This window comes from Desulfovibrio sp., from assembly GCF_018379785.1.
GTDB lineage: Bacteria > Desulfobacterota > Desulfovibrionia > Desulfovibrionales > Desulfovibrionaceae > Desulfovibrio.
Genome location: NZ_JAGZUV010000025.1, coordinates 1 through 24,593, shown reverse-complemented (window position 1 = coordinate 24,593; position 24,593 = coordinate 1). Strand labels below are relative to the sequence as shown.

The following is a 24,593-nucleotide window of genomic DNA, read 5'->3' as shown; positions in this document are numbered from 1 at the left end:
GAGTACACTCCGCTCCGTAAAAAACTTGTTTTCCTCGCTGGAAGAACAAAATTCCCTGCTTTGCGTGGATTGCCCACGGCCTGCGAAGAAATCCGTCCCGTTTTTTTCTTGCCAAAAGACAAAATGCATCTTGGGAGAGGCAAAGCCTGAACCAGCACTTGGGAAAACATTTTTTGTAACTGTATGGAAACCGAGTTCCTTGCCCGTATCAACGCCCTGGCCCGCGTGCCGGAGCATTCCCTGCCGCTCATGCTGGCCATGTCGCGGGGCGCGCCCTTTTGCGTGGGGCCGTATCTTTTCCTGGCCGCCGAGGACTGGCTCATGGCCGTGGCCTATCCCCTGCGCGGCAAATACAGCCATACGGCCTTTGAGGCGGCCCTGGACGAAGCCCTGGAAAAAAGCGGGGCCGCGAGCTGCTGGGCCGTGGGCCCGGATCTGCCGCCGCGTCTGCATTCTCATATTGTCGATCGCGACCGTTACTATCTGCTTTCGGCGCGGGCCGAGCCCCCGGCCCGGCTGCGCGGCGTGTTGCGCCGCGCGGCGGCCGCGCTGCGGGTGGAGGAGGGCCGCGAGTTCACTTCTGCCCATCGGCGGCTCTGGGCGGAATTCATGGGGCGCGCGGACCGGAAAGAGGCCAGGCCGCTGGCCCCGCACGTGCGCGAACTGTACGCCCGCACTCCCGAAGCCCTGGCCGAAGCCGGCGGCGCGCTGTGCCTGCTCAACGCCTGGGATCAGGAAGGCCGTCTGGCCGCCTGCCTGCTGCTGGACGACGCGCCGGAAAAATTCTGCTCCTATGTGCTCGGCGCGCATTCCCGCGCGCAATATACGCCCCACGCGGCGGACCTGCTGTTCGCGGCCATGCTGGAAAAGGCCCGCCGGGCGGGCAAGCGCTACGTGCACCTGGGCCTGGGCGTCAATGAAGGTATTTTGCGCTTCAAGCGCAAATGGGGCGGCAGGCCCTATCTGCCCTATGTCATGGCCGCCTGGGAGGGAAAACCGCGTGCCGCGCATACCGATACGGCCCGCGCGTTGACCCTGGCCCTGCTGCGCGCCGCCGCCGCGCCGTCGCCGTCGTTGCCGTCGCCGGAGAACGCGCGGCCCGATCAGCGCCCCTTTGCCATGCTCTGGGAAGTGGAAAAAAACGGCAGAGTGTCCTGGCTTGGCGGTACGGCCCACTTCTTCTGCTATTCCTTTGAGACGTCCTTTATCCGCCTGTTCCGCAAGGTAGACAACGTGCTGTTTGAAGGCCCGCTGGACGAGGACGCCCTGGCCGCCGTGGATCAGGCGGGCAAACGATTGCCGCCGGAGCACAAGCCGCTGCTGGAAATGCTCCGCGAGGAGGAAATCCGCCGTCTGGAACGGGTGGTGCGCGGCCCGGAGGGCTCGCTGGTCCGCTGGCTGGGCATGGAAGCCGCGCGCAAGGCGGACGTGCGCTGGCTGTTGCGCCATGCCCGGCCCTGGTGCGCCTTTTTCTCTCTCTGGACCGCCTTTCTGGAACGGCAGGGCTGGTGCGGCTCCGTGGATATGGAGGCCTGGCGCATCGCCCACGACATGGGCAGAAACGTGGTCGGCATGGAAAATCTGGAAGAACAGCTGGCCTCGCTGGAGTCGGTGCCCGTGGAGCGGGTGCTGCGTTTTTTCCGGGCCTGCGACGGCTGGAAAGCCCAGTCCCGCCGGAACATGCGCGCCTATCTGGCCGGGGATCTTGAGCGGATGATGGGTTCCAGCGCGGAATTCCCCACCCGCACGGAATATGTGGTCACTGTCCGCGACCAACGCTTCCGGGAGCGCATGCGGCCGTATCTGGAAGAAGGCCGGTGCGCGGTTTTCGTGGGCGCGGCTCATCTGGTCAATCTGCGTCGCATGCTGGCGGAAGACGGCTTCCGGGTGCGCCGTTGCCTGCCCGGCCTCGGGCACAAACTGCGCGCGCTCTGGCGCGGGGATGAGGAGGTGCGCTGGTGACGCCGTTCGGGGACGCAAAAAATCCGGCGCGCGGCCTGCCCGGAGGACTGGCCCGTGTGACGGCGCAGGCCGTGACGCCGGAACAGCTTCTGCCCTATGTGGGGGCCGTGTCCGGTCTGCGGCCCCGCCTGTTCGGCGACTGTGTGGGGCACACGGGCGAAGGCGAGGTGGTGCTTATGGGCTATCCGCTGCATGACCCGCGCGATACGGCGGCCGTGGACGCGGCCGTGCGTGAAGCCCTGACCCTGCCCCGGCTGTCCCGAATTACGGTGCTGGCCGCCGCGCGCCCGGCCGCCGCGCCGCCCGGGGCCGAGAGCCGGGAAGACGCCTACTGGTCCCTGCCTCTGCCTGTACCCCCTGTGGGCCAGAAGCTGCAAAACATGTTGCGCCGGGCCGCGCGGGACATCACGGTGGAGCAGAGCGGCGGCCCGGACTGCTGGACAGCGGAGCACGCGGCCCTGGTGGAAGATTTCTGCCGCGCCCATGCTCTGGAGCCGGGCAGCGTGCACATTTTCCGGCATCTGGACGCGTATCTGGCCGCCGCGCCGCAGGCCCGTCTGTTTTCCGCCCGCCGCCGGGACGGCGGCCTGGCCGGATGTGCCATCGGCGATTACTCGTCCTTTTCCACCGCGTTTTATATGTTCGCCTTTCGCCGTCCGGACGCGCCGCCGGGCACGGCGGACGCGCTGCTGGCGGCCCTGGCGGCCGAAGCGGAGACGCGCGGGCACGGCCTGCTCAATCTGGGTCTGGGCATTCATCCGGGCGTGGCCTTTTTCAAGAAAAAATGGGGGGCAAGCCTTTTTCTGCCCTGTGTGGAAACCGGCTGGTCCGTGCGGGCGGCAAAAAAAGGCTGGCTGGCGCGGCTGCTGGGACGCTGATTACGGAGGGGCTTGTGATGACCGGGAATGATCCGCTGCGAAATCCGGCCTTCCGCGCGCCCGGTCTGGGCGAACGCCTGCGGGAATTGCTGCTGGGCGAACATCGCCCTCTGGACTGCGTGCAGGTGGAAGTGACCTCGTGCTGCGCCGGGCGCTGCGTCTATTGTCCGCATACCACCCAGGCCGCCGTCTGGCGGTCGCGCCACATGCCGGATGCTGTTTTCGCGGCCCTCTGGCCCTTGTTGCGCCGCTCGGGCCGGGCGCATCTCCAGGGTTGGGGAGAACCCCTGCTGCATCCGCGTTTTTTCGATTTCGCGGCCCTGGCCCGCAAGGCGGGCTGCCAGGTGTCCAGCACCTCCTGCGGCCTGTGCATGGATGCGGACCTGGCCGCGCGCATTGTGCAAAGCGGCATGGACATGCTGGCTTTTTCTCTGGCGGGCACGGACGCGGCCTCCAATGCGGCGCGGTCCGGCGTGCCCTTTGAGCGGGTCTGCGAGGCCGTCCGCCTGGTCCGGGCCGCTCAGCATGCTTCGGCCGAGCGGAAGGAGACGGGCCTGGAAATTCATCTGGCCTATCTGCTGCTGGCCGACAGAATAGACGCCGCGGCCGGGCTGCCCCGGCTGATGGCCGAGCTGGACGTGCGCACGGCCGTGATCAGTACGCTGGACTATATCGCCGCGCCGGAACAGGCCGCCCTCGCCTTTGCGCCGGAAGAGACGGACAAGATTGCCCGCGCCCGTGCCGTGCTGGAGCGCGCCGCCGCGCAGGCGGCGGAGGACGGGAGGGAAATCTATTACGCCCTGCCGGGCCCCCGGCCTTTGGCGGACGCCGGAGGCTGTCGCGAAAACGTGGCCCGCAGCCTGTACGTGGACGCCGACGGCGCGCTTTCGCCCTGCGTCTACCTCAATGTGCCCGCTGACCGGGACGAGCCGCGCCGCCGGGTCTTCGGCAACGTTCTTGACGACGATCCCTGGGCGGTGTGGAACAGCGAAGCGTTCGGCGAGTTTCGCGCCGCGCTGGCGCACAACGCGCCGGACGCCTGCTGTCTGGCCTGTCCCAAGCGTTTTGAGGCTTAAGGAGGCACTGACTAATGGTCTTTTTGCCCTCTGCCTGTGTCCGGCTCACTTCGTGCGGAGATCGGATCTGTTTGAATATACTCCCTTCACCCGGGATTCGACGCCTTGGCAGAGAATAAAAATCTTCATTAATCAGAGCTTCCTCAGTGCATTTCAAGGTGGGACTAAACCCCTAAACCGTTCTGTCACCGGCTGCCGCCGTCTTTTGCACGGCCAGCCAGCGCGCGTGTTCGGTCCGATAGCTGAAATCGCGGGACGGATGATGGCACTCCCATATCAGGGTATGCGGATGGGCGGCATAGACGTAGACCGGCAGGGAGGCTTCCAGCGTGGTCAGTCCTTCCCGAGGCAGCCAGCCGTTCTTCAGCAAAGCCTGCCCCCAGACAATGAGATAATCGGGCGCAAGAATATCCAGAAGGGCGGAAAAGGCTTCCCGGCCCCGGCGGATGTCCTCCGGCGTGTGCTCGTCGCCGGGGTTGGTCTTGATCCTTTGAAAAAAGACGGCATAGGCCAGCTTCTGCCAGCAGCGTTCCGGCGCGCCGTATTCCCGGCCGCCGAGCATGGCTTCAATATTGCGGATGTAGCGAATCCAGTGGTCGCCCTTCATGCCCCTGGCGCTTTCGTCCAATGCTGTGCGCACCACGGAACGGACGAAGCTCCGGTTCTGTCCCGCCGGGGCCGGGCCGTGGGCCGCTTCGCCCAGCATGGCGATCCGTGGCGCGGCAACGCCGTATTCCGGGCCTGTATAAGGAAAAAAGTGGAGCGCGGACTGCGCCTGCAGGCGCGCTTCCATGGTTTTCAGTGTGGTCATGGCGAAACTCCTTCTCCTCCATATAAGTCCTGGCGGGGAGGGAGCAACGGCGCGAAAGGGAATCGAATCAGGAACCGGCGGGCCGCTGTTGGCGCAGAATGATCCGCAGGGTGTCTGCCTCCGGTCCGGCTCGTCCCTGAAGGGCCTGTTCCAGGCGGGCGCGCACCACGGCATGGCGCGGGGCCAGTTCGTAGAGCGAGGCGGCCGCGGCCGCGCAGACCGGAAAGGACGCTTCGTTCTGGCGCCCCCCGGCATTGAGCCGGGCATAGCGCAGGGCGGCATTGATGATGGCGTCCAGATAACCGGCCTTGCCCGAAGCCAGGAAGGCCGCCCAGTACATCTGCAGGACCGATTTCTCGGCATAGATGTCCCAGCGGGCCAGCGACGTGGGGCTGCTTTGAATCTGGGCCAGCAGCGGGGCGTCATCCGGGCCGAGCAGTTCGCCCAGCAGGGCCGTTTCATCGGGCAGTCCGGCCAGATGCGCCACCCAGGCCAGGGTACGCCTGCCGTCCTGGCTCAGACCGGCCTGCGGCGGCAGAAGCAAACGGCGCGCGGACGGATCGTCGCGCAACACCTCGGCCAGAAAAGCGGCCACCATCAACCGTTTTTCCCCTTGAGCCAGGACGCCCTGGCCGTCAAAAGAGCGCAGAATGCCGGGCAGCACTTCGGGACGTTTGTTCTGGTAGTAAAATTCCATGTCCCGGGCATACAGGGGCAGGCTTTTGGAAACGGAAAGGGCGCCCGCCGGACGGGGCGGCAGGAGGCAGAGCGCAGCCAGCAGAAGCGCCGCCAGCGGCGGAAGCAAACGGCGGGTGGTTCTGTTCATGACTGCCATGGCGGAGTGGATATCTTAAAGAATTTTACTTTGAAATTTTACAAAGTTCAAAGTTAATCTGCTCTAGTGTCGCGTCAAGCGACACATGTCGCAAACCCGCGAGAAGTTGCGCGCCGCCGCAGGCGGCGTAAACACAGCAAAAGCCGCGTTTTTTTGCTGTGTGATATTCACGCCGAACCGACAGGTGAGGCGTGACATTTCCCTAGTCGAAGTCGGCCAGCAGCGCGCCCAGATGCAGGCATTCCAGCGGGCTTTCACAAAGTTTGGCCTTGAGCCGGGCCTGGGCCTCCTGCAAATGCGGCGAGGAAACTCCGTTGCGGATGGAGCTGTGCGCCTCCAGAAAGGCGGCCAGCCAGTCGCAGATTTTGAGCATCTGGCCGTCCTTGGGGTCCAGGGCGTCGGCGTTGCAACTACGCTGGAGGGTCTCAAAACCGTCCACTGTGATGATATTGCCGCCTACCCGGTGGCATTCCTGAAATTCCGAGCCCACGCTCAGGCCCAGATAGTAGGAAATCCGTTCCACCAGGGGCGCGAAGCCCTCGTCGCGCAAGGGGCGGAAAATGCGCCGCTCCAGTTCCGCTTCCTCGTATTCTTTGAGGATCAGGGGCAGGCTGGCCACGGACTGCTTGACCGGGGAAATGATGTCGCGGGTCAACAGTTCGGGCAGGTCGTGGAACAGGCCGCAGAAGAAATTGTTGTTGGCTCTGGCCGTGCAGGCGTCCACCGAAAGGCTGAAGAAATAGGCGAACGTCGCCACAATAAACATGTGCCCGAGCACCGAAGTGGCCGGAATGCGCGGGGCCTGGGTCCAGCGGATCTGAAAGCGCAGCTGTCCGCAGAGATTGGCAAGGCGGGCCAGGGCGGTATTGGGCGTGAGGATGGCCTCCATCCCCTCCAGATCACGGAAGGTATCCAGGCGCTCCACAAAGGAGTTGTCGATGTCGTCCATTTCATCGTCAAAGCCGTTGAGCGGCTTGATGAGATGGAATTCCCATTGCGAGGCATAGAGATGGGCCGCGGTGAGGATGCGCCGGGCCGGGCCGCTCTCGTCGCCCGTGAGGTGCCAGGCGCGCATCCGTTTCCAGAAGTCTCCCAGCGGGGAGAGCACCGGCTCAAGCCGGGCCAGCACATGTTCGGTGAGCTGGCGGAAGTGGGCGGGATTTTCCTTGATTTTGTAAAAGACCGGCGGCTTGATGTCCGTGATGATCAGGCGATAGAAATAGTCGAACAGACCGCCTTCAATGATGTCGCGCGCCAGGGTCAGACGTTGCCCGTCCGGCAGCGTGCGGGAATTTTCATGCCAGAGCACGCAGGCCAGCAGCATTTTATGGGCCTGCTTGTCGATTTCCAGCAGTTCCGCGGGGCGCAGCTTGTCGTTCCAGCGCAACAGGTACGCGCCGGAAAAGATCAGTTGCAGCAGGCTCTTGCGAATGACCGGCATACGGTATCCTCAATAAAGACGCGCACGGCGGCGGGGCGTGGTGCGGGCCGCCGCCGTGGGTCTTAAAAAGTAATGGCGAAAGTATAGGGGCATGTGCTACAAACCTCAAGCGCTGCGAAGCCGACGGAAAATCGTTGTCAGGCACGGATAGCGCTTGACACGTCCCGGCCTTTGGCGTATCAAATCGACCTTTGCAGTGATCCTGCCGCCACCCCCCGTTAGACGGCGCGACGCTGGACGAATTTTTTTCAGCCTGACGGCTGCCGTATATTTTTTGCTGCTTATTCCAGCAGACCCTGAGGAGTTCATTCTGATGAAGACGTTCAGCCCTACCCCCAAAGACATCGACCGCCAGTGGTTTGTGGTTGATGCCCAGGATCAGGTTCTTGGCCGTCTGGCCAGCCAGATTGCCCATCGCCTGCGCGGCAAGCACAAGCCTGAGTTCGCCCCGCATATGGATAACGGGGATTTCATCGTGGTGGTCAACTGTGAAAAGATCAAGGTGACCGGCGCGAAAATGACCGACAAGAAATACTACCGGCACTCCGGCTGGGTGGGTGGCCTCAAGACCACGACCTTGGGCGATGTGCTGGCCGACAAGCCTTCGCGTGTTCTGACGGCCGCCGTGCGCGGCATGCTGCCCAAGAACCGCCTGGGCCGCGCCATATTGAAGAAACTCAAGGTTTATGCCGGGCCCGAGCATCCGCACATGGCCCAGAATCCCCAGCCGCTGACCCTGCCTTACTAAGGAGTGCACGCCATGAGCGAGAAATTTGAATACGGCACCGGACGCCGCAAGACCGCCACGGCCCGTACCCGCATTTATGCCGGTTCGGGCGGCATCACGGTTAACGGGCGCTCCTTTGAGGAGTATTTCCCCCGCAAGACCCTGCAGATGATCATCCGCCAGCCCCTGGTGCTGGCCAAGCTGGCTGAAAAGCTGGACGTGCGCGTCAATGTGGCCGGCGGCGGCGTGACCGGTCAGGCCGAGGCCGTGCGCCACGGCATTTCCCGCGCCCTTCTGCTTGTGGACCCGGCTCTGCGCCCTGTGCTCAAGAAGGCCGGTTTCCTGACCCGCGACGCCCGCAAGAAGGAACGTAAAAAGTACGGTCTGCGCGCGGCCCGCGCCCGGTACCAGTATTCCAAGCGTTAATCCGCCTTTTATTCCGGAAATCCCTCCTGCCGGGGATTTCCGGAATATATCTGCGCGACAAGCGGGCCGTCCCATGCGGCCCGCTTTTTTTGTAGTTATTGTCCCGCGCGAGGAACCATGATGCCCGGCCATTCCCAAGCATCCGGACCCTATCCGGCACCGGAAGGATCGCCTGTTACGCCTTCCCCCATCGACTACACCTACACCCACGCCGAAACCCTGGCGACCACCGGCTATTTCTCCTGCGAACCGCCGTCCTCCCTAAGTCTGGAGGCGGCCCTGGAACGGCTGGAGGCAACACCCTTGGACGACTTTCTGCACCAGCATCTTCTGCGGGTTCTGAGTAAGAAAAGTCCGGGCGAGCTGCGTTCTCTGGCCGCAACCTGCTATGACGCCGCCGCCGATGTTTTCATCAGACCCGCCCTGGCCGGTCTGCTGCTGGAATGCGCCTTGCTGCTGCCCGCCTGCCGGGAAGTGTGCAATGGCTTTCCCGCCGACGCCGCCGCGCGGCTGGCTCCGGCCAGCCCGACAGTCTACCTGCGGGCCGCGCTTCAATCCGACCGGGAGGCCGCCGCGGCCTGGAGTGCTATGTTCCGCGCCAATATCTGCGGCCATCATCCGCTTCCCCGGCCGGACGAGGCGGACATCCCCCCGCTGTTTTGCCCGCGAGAACTGACGGCAAGAGCCGAGGAACTCGCGTCGCGCGCCGACATCCTGGCCCGGGAGCATGCCCGCCGGAAAGCCGAAGACTGGGAGCCTCGGGAACGGCCTCCGGCCAAGGAAACTTTTTTGCGCGCCCTGGACGCCCTGATGGAGGCGGGCTTCATCGCCGGACCGGAAATGCGGCATGAAGCCTCGCTTTCGCCCATTGCCCTGCTGCGCTCCTGGCAGGTGGACATCAGCGTGCGCAACAGCCGTCTGAACCACAGTCTGCGCGGCCAGGCCACGGCCTATGGCCGGGGGCTTTCGCTGGCCCAGGCCCGCGCCTCTTACGCCATGGAAATCGTGGAGCGGGCCAGCGCCTACGTCAGCGTGGGACCGGGCCAAGCCGGGATTGGCGGCGAAGTGCTGGACCGCAAGCTGCCCCTGTTGTTGATCAAAGCCCGTTATGCGGAGCTCAAAGCGCAGGGAAGGGCAGTGCTTGATCCCGGACTGTTGCCTCTGGAGGCAACTTGTCCGGACGCGCCCCTGTACTGGCTGACGGCCCTTGCCGTGGACGGCGCGGAAGTGCTGGTTCCGGTCCAGGCCGTTTTTCTGTTCTGCAATCTGGACGAGCCGGGCCTCTTTCTGGCCGGGGGCTCCACGGGACTGGCCTCGGGCAACAGCCTGGACGAGGCCAAGGTGGCGGCGATCACGGAGATTCTGGAACGGGACGCCGAGGCCACCACGCCCTTCAGCCGGGCGCGCTGTTTTACCCTCAGAAGCCGCGACCAGCGCATTCAGAGCCTTTTGGAAGACTATGCCGCGCGCGGCATCCGCGTGCAGTTTCAGGACCTCACCACGGAACTGGGCCTGCCCGTATACCAGTGTTTCGTCACGGCTCTTGACGGTACCGTGGCGCGGGCCACCGGCGCCAATCTGAACGGCGCGCGCGCGGCCCTGGCCGCCCTGACCGAAACGCCCTGGCCCTATGTCTGGGCGCGTCCGGCCCCTTTCGGCAAAGCGTCCGGGCCCGGCCTGGCGGCGTTGCCCGAGCGCGTGTTGGAAGATCTGCCGGATTACAGCCTGCCGTCGGCCGAGGCCAATCTGCGCTTGCTGGAAAGCGTGCTGGCCGGGCACGGCAAAAGCCCGCTCTATGTGGATCTGACCCGGACGGATCTGAACCTGCCCGTGGTCCGCGTTCTGATTCCGGGTCTGGAGCTTACCGCGGAATGGGACAGTTTTTCGCGGCCGAGCCTCCGGCTTTTTGCGCGTTATGCGGCCATGTATAAATAACGCGCTGATATCTCCGCTTTTTTTGTGAATTGCGACAAGAGGCCAAGTGGTCTATACTTGTTGTTACATACCTGTCACAGCGGCGGGAGGACTGCCGTTGCGGGCCGCTGAAACGGCCCGTGCAGGACTGTCGTGTCGTAAACCGCACAACCTGGAGGGTTAGGATGAAACTGGGCAAACATCTTGCGGTGCTGGCCGCGCTGACGCTTTCGCTGGGTTTTGGCGCGCAGGCCCCGTCCGCCGCGGACAAGGATCCCATTAAAATCGGCGTGTATCTGCCGCTGACCGGGCAGAACGCCTTCGGCGGCCAGCTGGAGCTGGAAGGCGTGCGCCTGGCCCAGAAGGAAATGCCCACGGTTCTGGACCGTCCCGTGGAGCTTGTGGTGGTGGACAACAAGTCCGACAAGGTGGAAGCGGCCAATGCCGTGAAACGCCTGGTGGAACGCGACAAGGTCGTGGCCCTTATCGGTACCTACGGTTCCTCCTTGGCCATGGCCGGCGCTGAAGTGGCCGAAAAGGCCAAGGTGCCCGGCGTGGGCACCTCCTGCACCAATCCTCTGGTGACCCAGGGCAAGAAATACTATTTCCGCGCCTGCTTCATCGACCCCTATCAGGGCGCTGCCGCAGCCACTTATGCCTATGAAAACCTGGGCCTCAAAAAGGCCGCCGTGCTTATGGACATGACCAACGACTATGCCGTGGGTCTCTCCAGCTTCTTTACCCGCTCCTTCAAGAAGCTGGGCGGCGAAGTGGTGGCAAACCTCAAATACAGCTCCGGCGACCAGGACTTCACGGCCCAGCTCACCGAGCTGATCGCCAAAAAGCCCGACATCGTCTTTATGCCCGCCTACTTCGCCGAAGGCGCCATCATCATGAAGCAGGCCCGCGAACTGGGCGCCACCTTCCGCCTGATGGGCGCTGACGCCATGGACAATCCCGACACCGTCAAGCTGGGCGGCAAGGCCGCGGAAGGCTTTTTGCACACCACCTTCCCCTATGATCCCAAGATGACCAACATGAGCCCCGAGGCCAAGCGCTTCACCGAGGCCTGGAAAAAGGCCTATCCCGACAAGGAAACCAACGTGAACGGCGCTCTGGGCTACAACTGCTACTTCCTGATCGTGGACGCCATCAAGCGCGCCAATTCGGCAGATCCCCAGGCCATCGCCAAGGCCCTGGCCGAAACCAAGAATCTGCCCACCGCTCTGGGCAAGCTCTCCATCAACAAGACCCACGACGCCGAAATGCCCGTGGGCATCATCGAATACAAGAATGGGCAGCGCGTCTATGTGGGCGAAGTGACGCCCAAGTAAACGGTTGCAGTATCTCGGCCCCGCGGCGGCTTGTCGCCGCGGGGCGCTGTCGTCTCTTTTTCCGCTGTGATCGCCGTTGACCCGAAGCCGGACCGCCAGTGCCCGGGCTTCGCGGCACGGCCGCGCCCAGAGGTGGCCCATGAGCCTTGAGATGTTTTTGCAGCACTGTTTCAACGCCCTGACCCTGGGCTCGCTCTATGCGCTGATCGCCATCGGCTACACCATGGTCTACGGCATCCTGCGCCTGATCAACTTCGCCCACGGCGACATCCTGATGGTGGGCGCGTATTTCGTTTTTTTCGGCACCTTCGCCTTCGGCTGGCCCTGGGGCGTGGCCGCCATCATGTCCATTGCCGGGGCGAGCCTGCTGGGCGTGGTCATTGAGCGGGTGGCCTACCGGCCTTTGCGCGACGCTCCGCGCATTTCAGCTCTGATCAGCGCCATTGCGGTGTCTTTTTTCATAGAAAGCCTCGCCGTGGTGGTCTTTACCGGACAGCCCAGGCCCGTGCTCCAGCCGGAGTGGCTGGTTTCGGAATGGCAGGTGGGCGGCCTGCGCATCCTGCGCCTGACGGCCTTCGTGCCGACCATGACCGCCGTGCTGGTGGGCATCTTGCTGTACATCGTCTACCGCACCAAGCCGGGCCTGGCCATGCGGGCCATTTCCAAGGATATTGAGACCACGCGCCTGCTGGGCGTGCGGGTGGACAACATCATTGCCTTCACCTTCTGCATCGGCTCGGCCCTGGCCGCTGCCTCGGGCATCATGTGGGCCCTGCGTTACCCGCAGGTGCATCCCTATATGGGCATCATGCCCGGCCTGAAAGCTTTTATCGCGGCGGTGTTCGGCGGCATCGGCTCCATCCAGGGCGCGGTGATCGGCGGTGTGGCCCTGGGCTTTGTGGAAATCATGACCGTGGCTTTCATGCCCGAGCTTTCCGGCTACCGCGATGCCTTCGCCTTTGTGCTGCTGGTGCTGGTTCTGCTGATCAAACCCACGGGCCTGCTGGGCGAACGCATGGAGGAGAAAATCTGATGCGTCTGAACCGCAGCACCCTCCTGAACATCGTGGCCATGTTCCTGCTGGGCTGTGTGCTCTGGCAGGCGGAAAGCTTTCTGGGCGACTATCAGATCTACATCGCCAAGCTGATCTTCATCAATATCATCCTGGCCCTTTCCCTGAACCTGATTTACGGCTTCACTGGCCTGTTTTCCCTGGGGCAGGCGGGCTTCATCGCCGTGGGGGCCTATGTCTCGGCACTATGCATCCTGCCGCCCGAGCAGAAGGAAATGATGTGGATTCTGGAGCCCATCATCTGGCCTTTCTCCGAATTGTTCACTCCCTTCTGGGCTTCCGTGCTGGCCGGCGGCTTTGTCGCCATGATTTTCGCCTTTTTCATTGCCGTGCCCGTGCTGCGCCTGGGCGACGACTATCTGGGCATCGCCACCCTGGGCTTTGCTGAAATCATCCGCGTGCTCATCGTCAACGCCACGGCCGTGACCAACGGCTCCCTGGGCATCAAGGGCATACCGAGCCACGCCACCCTGCTGGCCTGTTACGGCTGGACGCTGTTTACCCTTGTTGTGCTGGCGCGTCTGGTCTTCAGCAATTTCGGCAACGTGTTGCGCTGCATCCGCGACAATGAAATCGCGGCCAGCGTCATGGGCATCAACGTCTTTCGCTACAAGGTGCTTTCCTTCTGCATCGGGGCCTTTTTCGCGGGAGTGGGCGGCGCGCTGCTGGGCAGCCATCTTTCCACCATCGACCCCAAAATGTTCAACTTTCTGCTGACCTTCAACGTGCTCATGTTCGTGGTGGCCGGCGGCCTGGGTTCCCTGACCGGCAGCATTCTGGGCGCCACGGTTATTACCATCCTGCTGGAATGGCTGCGGGCCATCGAAGAACCCATGAACCTGGGCTTCATCGAACTGCCGGGCATTCCGGGCATGCGCATGGTGGTCTTTTCACTGGTGCTGCTGGCGATCATCCTCTATCGGCGCGAGGGCATCATGGGCACGCGCGAGCTGACCTGGACGAGAATTTTCGCCTTCCTGAGGAGGCATAAGGCATGAGCGGCTTTGTATTGCCCACGCCACCCGACTATGAGGGCGCGCTGCTGCTGGCCCGCGACGTGACCATGCGCTTCGGCGGGGTGACGGCGGTGAGCGAGCTGACCCTGGCCGTCCCCCAGGGGGCCATCGTGGGGATCATCGGCCCCAACGGCGCCGGTAAGACCACGGTATTCAACGTGTTGAGCGGCTTCTACACCCCGCAGGAAGGCGACGTGATTTTCGCGGGCAAGAGCATCAAGGGGCGCAAACCCTATGACATCTGCCGCCTGGGCATGGCCCGCACTTTCCAGAACATCCGGCTCTCGCGGCAGATGACCGTGCTGGAAAACATCATGGTGGGCTGCCATGTGCGCCGCCATTGCCCCTGGTGGATGGCTCCCTTGGGTCTGCCCCGTTTCTACCGCGAAGAGGCGGAGATCGCCCGCAAGGGGCGGCAACTGGCCGAGCGCGTGAATCTGGGCGACCAACTGGACGAAAAGGCGGGCAGCCTGCCTTACGGGGCCCAGCGCCGCCTGGAAATCGCCCGTGCCCTGGCCACCGAGCCGCGCCTTTTGCTCCTGGATGAACCGGCGGCGGGCATGAACCCTCAGGAAAGCCTGGATCTGATGCACTTCATCGGGCACATCCGGGACGAATTCAAGCTGACCATTCTGCTCATTGAACACGACATGAAGGTGGTCATGGGCGTGTGCCAGTATATCTGGGTGATGGAGTACGGCGCGCTGATCGCCCAGGGCGATCCCGAGTCCGTGCGCAACAATCCTGTGGTCATCCGCGCCTACCTGGGTGAGGATGTGGTGGTGCAGCATGCTTGAAATACGTGATCTCCATGTGCGTTACGGCGGCATCCAGGCCGTGCAGGGCGTCAGCCTTTCCATTCCGCGCGGCAGCATCGTGACCCTGATCGGGGCCAACGGCGCGGGCAAAAGCAGCATTATCCGTTCCATCGCCGGTCTGAACAAGACCATCAGCGGCGAAATTCTTTTTACCCGGCATGAGGGCGAGGAGCCGGTGTCCCTCATGGGCCTGAAGCCAGAGGACATGGTGCGCAAAGGGATTTCCCTTTCGCCCGAGGGCCGCCGTATCCTGCCGCATCTGAGCGTGGAGGAAAATCTCTACCTGGGCGCGTATTCCCGCAAGGAAAAGGACGAAATCGCGGCGGATCTGGAATGGGTTTACACCCTTTTCCCGCGCCTCAAGGAGCGTAGCTGGCAGAAGGGGGGCACCCTGTCCGGCGGCGAGCAGCAGATGCTGGCCGTGGGCCGGGCGCTCATGAGCCGTCCGGACCTGCTCATGCTCGACGAGCCCTCGCTGGGCCTTGCGCCCTTGCTGGTGCGCGAAATTTTTGAAATCATCAAACGGATCAACGCGGAAGGCAAAACCGTGCTCCTGGTGGAGCAGAACGCCTTTGCCGCGCTTTCCGTGGCCCATTACGCCTATATCCTGGAGGTGGGCCGGGTTGTGCTGGAAGGCCCGGGCCGGGAGCTGCTGGAAAATCCCAAGGTCAAGGAAGCCTATCTGGGCGGCTGATGTATGGGCGGCGATAGCGGTTCACGCCTGAAATACGGCAACCGCCCTGAGGGGCGCCGGGCTGTTTTTGCTAATGCCGGGAGCGGCGGATACGGAGAATATCCATGAAAGACTTCTGCACCTGCGCGAACAAAACCCGCTCTCTGCATCCTTCCCGGCACGTTCAGGGCTGTTTTCCCTGTATTGAAAAAAATCTGCGCCTCCGGAACATTTCCAATTGCTTTGTAAAGCTGGTCAAAGAGGATGTGGATCTCGACGCATCCTAGACGCTTGAAACGTTCGCGGATGTGATCAGACAAAACAAACAAAATGCCTGAGACGGCGCTTGGACGGCCTCTTGAACATATGCCGCCCATCCCGCACCATGGCTATACCTTCATACATCACAGGAGCTGATTGGCATGGCTGAGAAAAAATACCGGCTTGTGACCCGCAGCGATTTCGACGGCCTTGTCTGTGCCGTTCTGTTAAAAGAAATGGACATGCTGGACAGCATCAAATTCGTCCATCCCAAGGATATGCAGGACGGCAAGGTGGAGATCACCGAAAACGACATCACTACCAACCTGCCGTACAATTCCAAGGCCCATCTGGTCTTCGACCATCATCTTTCGGAAACCCTGCGCCTGGGCGGCGTGCGGCCCGAGAATTACGTCATAGATCCCGAAGCTCCCTCGGCGGCCAGGGTCGTTTATGAATATTTCGGCGGGCGCGAGCGTTTTGTGGGCATCCCGCAGGAAATGATGCGCGCCGTGGACCAGGCCGACTCCGCCCGGTATTCCAGGGAGGACATCCTCGCGCCGGGGGGATGGACCCTGCTCAACTACATCATGGACCCGCGCACGGGCCTGGGGCGCTTCCGCCAGTTCCGGATCAGCAACTACGACCTGATGATGGAGCTTATCGAGCATTGCCGCACCAACCTTATTGAAGACATCCTGCAGTTGCCGGACGTGAAGGAGCGGACGGAGCTCTATTTTGAACAGCAGCCCAGGGCCGCGGAGCAGATCAGACGCTGTTCCTCTGTGCACGGCAAACTGGTGGTGCTGGATCTGCGCGACGAGGATGTCATCTGGTGCACCAACCGCTTCATGATTTACGCGCTCTTCCCGCAGTGCAACATTTCCATGCATGTGCTCTGGGGCCTGAAAAAACAGAATACGGTCTTTGCCGTGGGCAAATCCATTCTGGACCGGTCCAGCACGGTCAATATCGGGCAGGTCATGCTGACCCACGGCGGAGGCGGGCATCTGGCCGCCGGAACCTGCCAGGTGCCCAACGAGCGGGCCGAGGAAGTGCTGCGCGAGCTTGTACCCGCCTTGCAGGGCTGAGCCGGAAAAACCCGGACTGCCCGGTTTTTTGCCGGAAGCTCTTGTTTTTTCCCCGCTTGCCTTGAGCGGCGGCAAAAACTAGTATTCCCGGATGGAATGCGTCATGCCTTCCATCCGGTTTTGTTTTTACAGGCGGCGCGGTCGTGCCCGTTACGGCATTTCATACTTGAGATGCTGTAACGCCGAACACGGTGAGGCGCGTCGCGAAGCGGCGTGGAGTTTGAGATAGCACACATTTCAGACGTAACATACTGTAATGAGCGACCCTCCGGAAGAAATCCGTATCATGCGGAAACAGCCGGAAGACTTGAAACCAGTTTTCAGGAGTTTTCATGCGACATAGTACCCCCTTTCTGACAGCCGCGCTGTTCTGCGCGGCCGCCGTCCTGCTTTCCATCGGTCAGGCCGTCGCCGCCGGGCGCGCCGCCGCTGCCTCTTCCGTTTCGGCGAACGAGGTGCTGACCCGGCTGCCCAACGGGCTCACCGTCTATATTCTCAAGGACACGCGTTTCCCCCTGGTCTGCACCCGCCTGTACGTGCGCACGGGCTCGGCCAACGAAGAGCCGCGCCATGCGGGCATCAGCCATGTGCTTGAACATATGGTCTTCAAGGGCACGGAGCACCGGCCCAAAGGCCAGGTGGCCCGCGAAGTGGAGGCCCTGGGCGGTTATCTCAACGCGGCCACCAGCTTTGACAAAACCTGGTACCTGACCGACATGCCCGCCGCGCACTGGCGCACCGGTATGGACGTGGTCAAGGATATGGCTTTCCAGGCCCGGCTTGATCCCAAGGAACTGGAAGCCGAGAAAAACGTGGTCATTTCCGAGCTCCAGCGCGGCGAGGATTCGCCCATGCGCAAGCTCTATGAAAATCTCCAGGTGGCCGGGCTCAAAAATACGCCCTACGGCCGTCCGATCATCGGCTATGTGGACACCATCAAGGCCATTACCGCCCAGGATCTGCGCGACTATGTCAAGCGCTGGTACCAGCCGCAGAACATGATGCTGCTGGTGGCGGGTGACATTGAGCCCGACGCGGTGCTGGCCTATGCCCAGAAGATCTTCGGCGGCCTGAAGAACGGCGGCGATCTGCCCGTGCCCCAGCCGCTGGACCTGGCCGGCGCGGCGGGCGGTCCGCGCGTGGAAGTGAGCCGGGGACCCTGGAACAAGGTTTATCTGGGCATTTCCCTTCCCGCGCCCGGCCTGCGCGACCTGCGCGCCGTGGACCTGGATGTGCTGAGCTATCTGCTGGGCGGCGACGGCACCTCGACGTTCTATCGCAAGTACAAGTATGAAAAGCAGCTGGTGGACGGCATCAGTGTGGACAATATGAGTCTGGCCCGCGCGGGCCTGTTGACCATCACCGCCCAGCTGGACGCCGACAAGCTGGAACCCTTCTGGCAGGAGCTGACCAGGGATCTGGCCGGATTGACGGCCAAGGACTTCAGCGCCGACGCCGTGCGCCGGGCCAAGTTCAATCTGGAGGACAGCATGGACCGGGCCGGGGAAACCCTCAACGGTCTGGCGTCCTGGAAGGGAACCATCCAGTTTGATCTGGGCGGGGAGCAGGGGGAGCGCAACCTGCGTTTCGCCCAGCGCAATGTGGATGAAAGCCAGTTGCAGAATGCCGTCAGCCAGTGGCTCGTGCCGGAACGGGCGCGGGTGCGCGTGCTGGCCCCGGAAGGCGCGACGCTGCCCGATCTGGAAGCCGTGCTGCGGAAGAACTGGCCCGCCGCGGCGCATGCGCAAAGCGTGGCGTCAGCCGTTGCCGCCGGAAAGCGCGAGGTGGTTCAACTGGGCCAGGGCCGCACCCTGATCCTGATCCCCGATGCCACAGTGCCCTATATCTCCCTGGACCTGATGCTGCCCGGCGGCAACGCCCTGCTCAAGCCCGAACAGCAGGGCCTGGCCGATCTGACCGCCCGGCTGCTCACCGACGGCAGCGGCAATCTGGATGCCCAGGGCGTGGAGCGCTACTTTGCGGAACGCGCGGCTTCCATTGCCGCCAAGGCGGGCCTGCAGACCTTCGGCATCTCCCTGACCGGGCCCTCGCGCTTCAATGCGGAGTATTTCAGCGCTCTGGGCGATGTGCTTTCCAAGCCGCGTTTTGAAACCAAGGAACTGCGCCGCGAGGTGGATAATATGAAATCCGCTATCCGCCAGCGTTCGGACAATCCTCTGGCCTACATGTTCGCCAAGCTGAATCCCTTCCTTTATCCCGGCGGCCAGCCCTATGGTTTTGACGGCCTGGGCACGCCCCAGAGCCTGGACGGCTTTGACCGCAAGGACGTGCAGGCCTTCTGGGCCCGTCAGTCCGGCCAGCCGTGGGTGCTTTCCGTGGCGGGCAGTTTTGACCGCGAGGCCGTGATGGCCTTCGCCCAGGGCCTGCCCGCGCCGGAAGGGGAGGGCCTGGCCGTGGCCGCGCCCGACTGGAGCAAGGACAGAGCGCTCAGCCTGAATCTGCCGGGCCGCAATCAGGCCCATCTCCTGCGGATCTTCAAGACAGTGCCGCCCACCCATCCGGACGCGCCTGCCCTGATGCTGCTGCAATCCGTGCTTTCGGGCCAGAGCGGCCTGCTGTTTACCAGCCTGCGCGACGAGCAGGGACTGGGCTATACCGTAACCGCCTTCAATCGCAGCATGCCGAAGGCGGGCTTCATGGCCTTTTACATCGGCACCACGCCGGACAAGGTGGAGCAGGCCCGGCGGGGTTTTGCCGGGATCATTGCCGAAATCAAGGCCAAGCCGCTGCCCAAGGCCCTGTTGGCCGCCGGAAGCAACCGTCTGCTGGGTGAATACCTGCGCGAGAGGCAGAGCCTGGCGGACCGCGCCGGTGAAGCGGCCACGGACGCCGTACTGCACTATCCCCAGGATTTCCAGAAACAGTTGCTGGACAAGGCCGTCACGCTGACCCCGGCTGATTTGCAGGCCGTGGCCCGCAAGTATCTGGAACCGGCCAATGCCTATGAGGTAACCCTGCTGCCGTAGGCGCTGTTCCCGGTGTGCTTTCATCTTGCCTCGAAGGCGAGCGGACATCACGGAGGCCGGCACTAAAAATCACAAGTTTCAGGGGAGATGGGGACGTGGGGGAAGGGGATCCTTTTTTAAAAGGGTCGCCCTTCCCCCACATGTATCTGGAAGGTGCGTCTGCCTTGGGGCGGGGCGTTGTTGCGACTTTACAGAACACGTCCGCGTGCGCTATCTATAAAGAATCCTTGGGAAAGAGGGCAGGTTAACGTTGGAAAATTACGCTGCTCCGGCGGTCACGCGAGTGAGCGCCCGCGTCCGGGGCAAAAGGCGGAACCGCAGTTCCGCCGGGCGTCAGCCGTTGCCGCCGGGGTTTGTCTGAACCGCTTATGGCGAGGCCCGGCCGTAGCCGCAAGGCGACAGATAAGGACAGCACTGCTGCGAATGGCGACAGCAGCGACCGGTTGAGGGCAGCTTCAATGTTAAAAAAGATCATTCCCCCAATTTATTCTGTGCCAAAGAACATGGCATGCATTCCTTGGTGATGACAGGAGACCAGCGTAATGCCTCTCTGCCTCTGGCGTCCGAATATCGCAACCGCCCTGGAATTCGCCCGTGACCGGGCCCTTCCGGTCCAGCTCACCTTTGGCGGCCGTCCGCGCGAAGCGGGACCGGTGCTCTGCACCGTAACCTTTACCGCCCGTGACATCACGGTCCTGTCCACGGCGGAACCCCGGATTCCCGCTGAACTGAAGGGCGGGGAGTGCCGCATCTATTTCAAGCCGGATATCGAGGCGAATCCGGAGGAGGCAAGGGACGAGCAGGAAGAGAGCGGTAAAGCCGTCGTCTCGCGGCACGGTTTTTATTGTTGCTGCCGGGTGCAGGACGTGCGGCGCGACGCCGGAAACGCCCTGACCGAGATCACGCTCAAGACGCCCTTCCGTTCTTTGTGGCGGGAGCTGCGTCGGCACGAACGGCTGCGCTTGGGGCCTGGCATGCTCAAAAAATTTCGCTTCTGGTTCGCGCCCATGTTGCCGGAGCAGCGCGGGCAGGTGCAGATCTATATGAGCCGTTACAGCCAGGATCTGGAGCGGAAAATACGCCTGATCGACGTCTCCGCCGGTGGTGCGTTCGTGCGGCTGGTCAATTACGATCTGCTCAACGATATTGATATTGATCAGAATACGCTCTGCCTGCTCTATCTGGACTGCAACGGCCCGGAAGGGGAGTCCCGCAAGTTTTTTCTGGCTGCCCGCAGTGTGACTGTCGGCCGGAATAAAAAGGACAACGCCCTGAACCTGCATCTGCGTTTTGTGCGCTATCTGTCCGCAACGCGGCAGGATGCCGTGCTGGACTGGCAACCGGTGGGCGAGGCGGGCGTGCCCGGTCTGGACCTCTGGATCGCGGCCCGGCTCGGCGGCCCGCAAGGGAGATAAATCGAACATCAGGCTGCCAGGGCGGTATTCTTAAAATTTAACTTTTAAATTCAGTATGTTGCCACGAAGCCAGGAAGCCTTTTTTCGCGCCTCCGATTGACAGAAAGGGGTTATTTTGACTATCTCTAGAGATACGAAAGCGCCCTTCGGGGCTTAATAGGGAATCCCGTTCAAATCGGGAGCGGACCCGCCGCCGTACGCCGAATTGATGCCGCTTTTCCTTGCGCGCCACTGGATTCGCTCCGGGAAGGCCGAAAAGCGAGCCGGCAAGCCGGAAGACCTGCTTTCATTCATCGTCTTTGAGGACGGACCGTCGGCAACGGGGCTTTTGCCGTCAGGTCTTGCAGTGAGGATAAATGCGTTTCCTCCTCCGCCTGTGTTGCGGGCGGAGGTTTTTTATTCCATACAGCCCCTCCATGCCTGGAGTTTTTCATGCCCGCCAGTATTATGAAACGGGACGGTGCGTCCGTGCCCTTTGATTCGGTCAAGATTCTCAACGCCATCACCAAAGCCAATCAGGCTGTGGGCGGCGAGGACATGTCGCCCACGGACCTGCTTTTCGTCACCGAGAAAGTCTGCAGAAAGTTGGATGAGCGCAGCCTCCGCCATGTGGAAGAAATTCAGGACGTGGTGGAAGAAACGCTGATCCAGTACGATTACGCCAAAACCGCCAAGGCCTATATTCTCTACCGCGCGGAGCACGCCAAGATCCGCAACGCGGAATCCTATCTGATGGATATCTACAAAAAGCTGACGTACTCCCCGGCCATCCGGGAGGACATCAAGCGGGAGAACGCCAATATTGACGGCGACACGGCCATGGGCACCATGCTCAAGTACGGTTCCGAGGGCTCCAAATTCTTCATCGACAATTATATCCTGCCCAAGGACGCCTCGGCCGCGCATCTTAACGGCGATATCCATATTCATGACAAAGATTTCTACATGCTCACCGAAACCTGCTGCCAGATCAATCTGATCCCGCTGTTCAAAAACGGTTTCTCCACCGGGCACGGCTATCTGCGTGAGCCCAATTCCATTGAAAGCTATTCGGCCCTGGCCTGCATAGCCATTCAGGCCAACCAGAATGAAATGCACGGCGGCCAGAGCGTGCCGCACTTTGACTATGCCATGGCCGAGGGCGTGATCAAGACCTATGCCAAGGAATACCGCAAGGCCTTCTGCGCCTGCCTGCGCATTGCCGGGGGCCTGGACGCGGCCGCCGCGGAGGAACTGGCCGGGAAACTGCTGGATGCCGTGGGCGTGCGCCCGAGCATGGCCGGAGCCGATGCTCTGGGCCGCGCGCTGACCGAAGCCGCTCCCGAACAGTGGAAAGAACTGGCGGAACGCGCCCACGCCTATGCCGTGGACGAAGCTCTGGCCAATACGGACCGGCGCGTGTACCAGGCCATGGAGGCCCTGATCCACAACCTGAATACCATGAATTCCCGGGCCGGGGCCCAGGTGCCGTTCAGCTCCATCAACTACGGCACGGACGTCTCCGCCGAGGGCCGGATGGTCATGAAAAACCTGCTCCTGGCCACCCAGGCCGGTCTGGGCAACGGCGAGACTTCCATTTTCCCGGTGCAGATTTTCAAGGTCAAGGAAGGGGTCAACTACAATCCCGAGGACCCCAACTACGATTTGTTCAAACTGGCCATGGAAACCTCGGCTAAACGCCTTTTCCCCAATTTCAGCTTTCTTGACGCCCCCTTCAACCTCCAGTACTACAGGGACGGTTATTACGACAGCGAAGTGGCCTATATGGGCTGCCGCACGCGTGTGCTGGGCAATGTGTATGATCCGGAGCGCCAGGTGACCTGCGGACGCGGCAATCTGAGCTTCACCTCCGTGAACCTGCCGCGCCTGGGCCTGGAAGCCCGTAATGATCCGGAAAAGTTTTACGCCCTGCTGGATGAGAAGATCGACCTGGTCTTCCGGCAGTTGCTGCACCGGCTCAAGATCCAGAGCGCCAAAAAGGTGCGCAACTATCCCTTTCTTATGGGCAACGGCATCTGGCTGGATTCCGGCAAGCTGGACTGGGACGACGGCATAGGGGAAGTGCTCAAGCACGGCACCCTGACCATCGGCTTCATCGGTCTGGCCGAGGCCCTCAAGGCCTTGGTGGGCGCGCATCACGGCGAAAGCGAGGAGGCCCAGAAGCTGGGCCTGGAAATCATCGGGCATATGCGCCGTCGCGCCGACGAGGAAGCGGAAAAGACCGGCCTGAACTTCACGCTCATCGCCACCCCGGCGGAAAGCTTGAGCGGGCGTTTCGTGTCCCTGGACCGGGAGCGCTACGGCAGTATTCCCGGCGTCACGGACCGCGATTATTACACTAATTCCTTCCATGTGCCGGTTTACTATCCCATCAAGGCCTTCAGGAAGATCCAGCTGGAAGCTCCCTACCACGCCATGACCAACGCCGGGCACATCACCTATGTGGAGCTGGACGGGGATACCTGCAAAAATCTCGAGGCCTTTGAGCGCATCATCCGCTACATGCATGATCAGGGCGTGGGCTACGGCTCCATCAACCATCCCCTGGACCGCGATCCGGTCTGCGGCTACACGGGCGTCATCAACGACGTCTGCCCGCGTTGCGGCCGCCGCGAGGGCGAGGGGATCAGTCTGGAGGCGCTGCGGGAACTCCGCAGAAAATACCCCCTGATGCCCAAGTGGGAATGAACGGTCGAGGTGGAATATCATAGTGGAGCAATTTCAACTTGAAATTGCTCTGACGGCTGCGAAGGCGGGGGCGCGATTCACTTGCGCCGTTAAGCGCCGAAGCGGGCGTCTCTGACACTCTGAGAATGTAACTTCTCAAAGTTGATCCGCGTTATTGAACCCCGGTTCCCGAACCGGTGGGAAATTTTTTACAACTTTCAGAACCAGAAAGGAGATTGCGGCAATGCTGATGGAATCGCGCTTGTTTGAGGAAACGAAAACGAAACAGAAGATGGTGGGCCAGGGCATGGGCTTTGAGCGCATCCGCCGGATCACCGGCTATCTGGTGGGCACCCTGGACCGCTTCAACAATGCCAAGCGAGCCGAGGAGCATGACCGGGTCCGCCATGCCTGAGCGGACCGCGTCCGCGTCGCCCGCTGCGGCCCGCGCGCGGGCGGGATTGCAGTCGGACAGTGAATCGCGCCCGTCTTTGCGTCTGTCCGGCATTGTCGAAGAATCCATTGTGGACGGTCCGGGCCTGCGCTTTGTGCTCTTTACCCAGGGTTGTCCGCACGGCTGCAAGGGCTGCCACAATCCGGAAACGCACAGCTTGGAGGGCGGTTTCATCCGCGACGTGGACGAACTCCTCGCTGTGTATGACGAAAATCCGTTGCTGGCCGGAGTTACCTTTTCCGGCGGCGAACCCTTTCTCCAGGCCGCGGCGCTCTGCGCCGTGGCCGAGAGGGTCCGCGCGCGGGGCGGGGATGTGGTCACGTACACCGGCTATACCTATGAATCTTTGCTGGCGCGGGCGGAACGCGGAGACGCTTCGGAAATAGCCCGCCTGCTGGAGCTGACCGATCTGCTCATTGACGGGCCGTATCTGGAAGCTCTGCGGGATCTGGATCTGCCCTTCCGGGGCAGTTCCAACCAACGCCTGCTGGACAGGGAGCAGCGGCGTCAGCTGGCGCGCGCCGCCGGAAAGCATGCAACAGATGCGGCCTGAACCGGGTCGATTCCGGCGCGTCGAGACTTTGGTTTTTGGGGGCCGTTCTTTTCCGCCGCGCGACAAGGATTGCTGCGGAATCGCTTAGGGCCTGTTAACGCTATGCCTTTTTGCCCTCCTGCCGCGTCAGATTTCACCTGCTTTTTCGGTCGAGTACCAGAAGAGTACACTCCCTCAAAGCA

Annotated in this window: 21 protein-coding genes and 1 riboswitch; of the genes, 18 read left to right on the top strand and 3 right to left on the bottom strand. The window is 62.3% G+C overall.

The genetic code is table 11. The features are described 5' to 3' along the window. Window positions 1-183: 183 nt before the first annotated feature. From KH208_RS07225 to KH208_RS07215, 3 genes are read left to right on the top strand one after another with little or no spacing between them, the layout of a single operon-like run. Window positions 184-1,962 carry a TraB/GumN family protein gene (locus KH208_RS07225; RefSeq protein WP_291435110.1) on the top strand — a complete coding sequence of 593 codons (1,779 nt, stop codon included), beginning with the start codon at window positions 184-186 and terminating at the stop codon, window positions 1,960-1,962. Then, the gene (locus tag KH208_RS07220; RefSeq protein ID WP_291435109.1) at window positions 1,959-2,840 is read left to right on the top strand and encodes a translation initiation factor IF-2; all 882 of its coding nucleotides are present in this window, start codon (window positions 1,959-1,961) and stop codon (window positions 2,838-2,840) included. The genes KH208_RS07225 and KH208_RS07220 overlap by 4 nt, the downstream gene beginning before the upstream one ends. Before the next feature lie 17 nt (window positions 2,841-2,857). Beyond that, the gene (locus KH208_RS07215; RefSeq protein WP_291435107.1) at window positions 2,858-3,916 is read left to right on the top strand and encodes a radical SAM protein; all 1,059 of its coding nucleotides are present in this window, start codon (window positions 2,858-2,860) and stop codon (window positions 3,914-3,916) included. 172 nt (window positions 3,917-4,088) lie between these two features. Here KH208_RS07215 and KH208_RS07210 read toward each other — a convergent pair whose 3' ends face one another. The 3 genes from KH208_RS07210 to KH208_RS07200 form a co-directional block, all read right to left on the bottom strand. Next, entirely contained in the window at window positions 4,089-4,727 is a 639-nt protein-coding gene (locus KH208_RS07210) for a hypothetical protein (RefSeq protein WP_291435105.1), read from the bottom strand. A gap of 67 nt (window positions 4,728-4,794) precedes the next feature. Next, on the bottom strand, window positions 4,795-5,553 hold the full coding sequence (locus tag KH208_RS07205) for a translation initiation factor 2 (protein WP_291435103.1): 759 nt from the start codon (window positions 5,551-5,553) through the stop codon (window positions 4,795-4,797). 211 nt (window positions 5,554-5,764) lie between these two features. Then, complete coding sequence (locus KH208_RS07200; protein WP_291435102.1) at window positions 5,765-7,003, bottom strand: HD domain-containing protein; 1,239 nt, start codon at window positions 7,001-7,003, stop codon at window positions 5,765-5,767. A 313-nt stretch (window positions 7,004-7,316) separates the two neighbouring features. On the opposite strand from KH208_RS07200, the gene rplM reads away from it, so the two are divergent. The 15 genes from rplM (at window position 7,317) to nrdG (ending at window position 24,411) form a co-directional block, all read left to right on the top strand. After that, complete coding sequence (gene rplM, locus KH208_RS07195) at window positions 7,317-7,751, top strand: 50S ribosomal protein L13 (protein WP_008684945.1); 435 nt, start codon at window positions 7,317-7,319, stop codon at window positions 7,749-7,751. A 12-nt stretch (window positions 7,752-7,763) separates the two neighbouring features. Further along, entirely contained in the window at window positions 7,764-8,156 is a 393-nt protein-coding gene (gene rpsI, locus KH208_RS07190; protein ID WP_008684943.1) for a 30S ribosomal protein S9, read from the top strand. Between the two features lie 120 nt (window positions 8,157-8,276). After that, window positions 8,277-10,091, top strand: coding sequence for a YcaO-like family protein (locus KH208_RS07185; protein WP_291435101.1), 1,815 nt, complete (start codon window positions 8,277-8,279; stop codon window positions 10,089-10,091). Window positions 10,092-10,255: 164 nt separating this feature from the next. Then, window positions 10,256-11,404, top strand: coding sequence for an ABC transporter substrate-binding protein (locus KH208_RS07180; protein ID WP_291435099.1), 1,149 nt, complete (start codon window positions 10,256-10,258; stop codon window positions 11,402-11,404). Between the two features lie 139 nt (window positions 11,405-11,543). Beyond that, entirely contained in the window at window positions 11,544-12,437 is an 894-nt protein-coding gene (locus tag KH208_RS07175; RefSeq protein WP_291435097.1) for a branched-chain amino acid ABC transporter permease, read from the top strand. Continuing rightward, complete coding sequence (locus KH208_RS07170; protein WP_291435095.1) at window positions 12,437-13,474, top strand: branched-chain amino acid ABC transporter permease; 1,038 nt, start codon at window positions 12,437-12,439, stop codon at window positions 13,472-13,474. Before KH208_RS07175 ends, KH208_RS07170 begins: the two co-directional genes overlap by 1 nt. After that, complete coding sequence (locus KH208_RS07165; RefSeq protein ID WP_291435094.1) at window positions 13,471-14,289, top strand: ABC transporter ATP-binding protein; 819 nt, start codon at window positions 13,471-13,473, stop codon at window positions 14,287-14,289. The genes KH208_RS07170 and KH208_RS07165 overlap by 4 nt, the downstream gene beginning before the upstream one ends. Continuing rightward, window positions 14,282-15,004 (top strand): ABC transporter ATP-binding protein, encoded by a 723-nt coding sequence (locus KH208_RS07160; protein WP_291435093.1) that lies wholly within the window; start codon window positions 14,282-14,284, stop codon window positions 15,002-15,004. Before KH208_RS07165 ends, KH208_RS07160 begins: the two co-directional genes overlap by 8 nt. Window positions 15,005-15,108: 104 nt before the next feature. Then, entirely contained in the window at window positions 15,109-15,270 is a 162-nt protein-coding gene (locus KH208_RS07155) for a DUF6485 family protein (RefSeq protein WP_291435091.1), read from the top strand. A 135-nt stretch (window positions 15,271-15,405) separates the two neighbouring features. Further along, window positions 15,406-16,335 carry an exopolyphosphatase gene (locus KH208_RS07150; protein WP_291435088.1) on the top strand — a complete coding sequence of 310 codons (930 nt, stop codon included), beginning with the start codon at window positions 15,406-15,408 and terminating at the stop codon, window positions 16,333-16,335. 332 nt (window positions 16,336-16,667) lie between these two features. Continuing rightward, window positions 16,668-19,322, top strand: coding sequence for a pitrilysin family protein (locus KH208_RS07145; RefSeq protein ID WP_291435086.1), 2,655 nt, complete (start codon window positions 16,668-16,670; stop codon window positions 19,320-19,322). Between the two features lie 542 nt (window positions 19,323-19,864). Then, window positions 19,865-20,737 (top strand): peptide synthetase, encoded by an 873-nt coding sequence (locus KH208_RS07140; RefSeq protein WP_291435084.1) that lies wholly within the window; start codon window positions 19,865-19,867, stop codon window positions 20,735-20,737. Window positions 20,738-20,857: 120 nt separating this feature from the next. Further along, window positions 20,858-21,040: riboswitch (cobalamin riboswitch) on the top strand. Between the two features lie 129 nt (window positions 21,041-21,169). Continuing rightward, window positions 21,170-23,425: an anaerobic ribonucleoside triphosphate reductase gene (locus tag KH208_RS07135; RefSeq protein ID WP_062252280.1), complete on the top strand. Its 2,256-nt coding sequence runs from the start codon at window positions 21,170-21,172 to the stop codon at window positions 23,423-23,425. A 223-nt stretch (window positions 23,426-23,648) separates the two neighbouring features. After that, window positions 23,649-23,819 (top strand): anaerobic ribonucleoside-triphosphate reductase, encoded by a 171-nt coding sequence (nrdD, locus tag KH208_RS07130; RefSeq protein ID WP_008684923.1) that lies wholly within the window; start codon window positions 23,649-23,651, stop codon window positions 23,817-23,819. Then, window positions 23,812-24,411 (top strand): anaerobic ribonucleoside-triphosphate reductase activating protein, encoded by a 600-nt coding sequence (nrdG, locus tag KH208_RS07125; RefSeq protein ID WP_291435079.1) that lies wholly within the window; start codon window positions 23,812-23,814, stop codon window positions 24,409-24,411. The genes nrdD and nrdG overlap by 8 nt, the downstream gene beginning before the upstream one ends. The last annotated feature ends 182 nt before the right edge of the window (window positions 24,412-24,593 follow it).

Coding starts and splice junctions, on each gene's coding strand:
- KH208_RS07140 (WP_291435084.1), top strand. CDS start 19,865: ATGCCTCTCTGCCTCTGGCGTCCGAATATCGCAACCGCCCTGGAATTC.
- KH208_RS07165 (WP_291435094.1), top strand. CDS start 13,471: ATGAGCGGCTTTGTATTGCCCACGCCACCCGACTATGAGGGCGCGCTG.
- KH208_RS07185 (WP_291435101.1), top strand. CDS start 8,277: ATGCCCGGCCATTCCCAAGCATCCGGACCCTATCCGGCACCGGAAGGA.
- KH208_RS07175 (WP_291435097.1), top strand. CDS start 11,544: ATGAGCCTTGAGATGTTTTTGCAGCACTGTTTCAACGCCCTGACCCTG.
- nrdG (WP_291435079.1), top strand. CDS start 23,812: ATGCCTGAGCGGACCGCGTCCGCGTCGCCCGCTGCGGCCCGCGCGCGG.
- KH208_RS07225 (WP_291435110.1), top strand. CDS start 184: ATGGAAACCGAGTTCCTTGCCCGTATCAACGCCCTGGCCCGCGTGCCG.
- KH208_RS07200 (WP_291435102.1), bottom strand. CDS start 7,003: ATGCCGGTCATTCGCAAGAGCCTGCTGCAACTGATCTTTTCCGGCGCG.
- KH208_RS07155 (WP_291435091.1), top strand. CDS start 15,109: ATGAAAGACTTCTGCACCTGCGCGAACAAAACCCGCTCTCTGCATCCT.
- KH208_RS07150 (WP_291435088.1), top strand. CDS start 15,406: ATGGCTGAGAAAAAATACCGGCTTGTGACCCGCAGCGATTTCGACGGC.
- KH208_RS07180 (WP_291435099.1), top strand. CDS start 10,256: ATGAAACTGGGCAAACATCTTGCGGTGCTGGCCGCGCTGACGCTTTCG.
- KH208_RS07160 (WP_291435093.1), top strand. CDS start 14,282: ATGCTTGAAATACGTGATCTCCATGTGCGTTACGGCGGCATCCAGGCC.
- KH208_RS07135 (WP_062252280.1), top strand. CDS start 21,170: ATGCCCGCCAGTATTATGAAACGGGACGGTGCGTCCGTGCCCTTTGAT.
- KH208_RS07170 (WP_291435095.1), top strand. CDS start 12,437: ATGCGTCTGAACCGCAGCACCCTCCTGAACATCGTGGCCATGTTCCTG.
- KH208_RS07210 (WP_291435105.1), bottom strand. CDS start 4,727: ATGACCACACTGAAAACCATGGAAGCGCGCCTGCAGGCGCAGTCCGCG.
- KH208_RS07145 (WP_291435086.1), top strand. CDS start 16,668: ATGCGACATAGTACCCCCTTTCTGACAGCCGCGCTGTTCTGCGCGGCC.
- rplM (WP_008684945.1), top strand. CDS start 7,317: ATGAAGACGTTCAGCCCTACCCCCAAAGACATCGACCGCCAGTGGTTT.
- rpsI (WP_008684943.1), top strand. CDS start 7,764: ATGAGCGAGAAATTTGAATACGGCACCGGACGCCGCAAGACCGCCACG.
- nrdD (WP_008684923.1), top strand. CDS start 23,649: ATGCTGATGGAATCGCGCTTGTTTGAGGAAACGAAAACGAAACAGAAG.
- KH208_RS07205 (WP_291435103.1), bottom strand. CDS start 5,553: ATGAACAGAACCACCCGCCGTTTGCTTCCGCCGCTGGCGGCGCTTCTG.
- KH208_RS07215 (WP_291435107.1), top strand. CDS start 2,858: ATGACCGGGAATGATCCGCTGCGAAATCCGGCCTTCCGCGCGCCCGGT.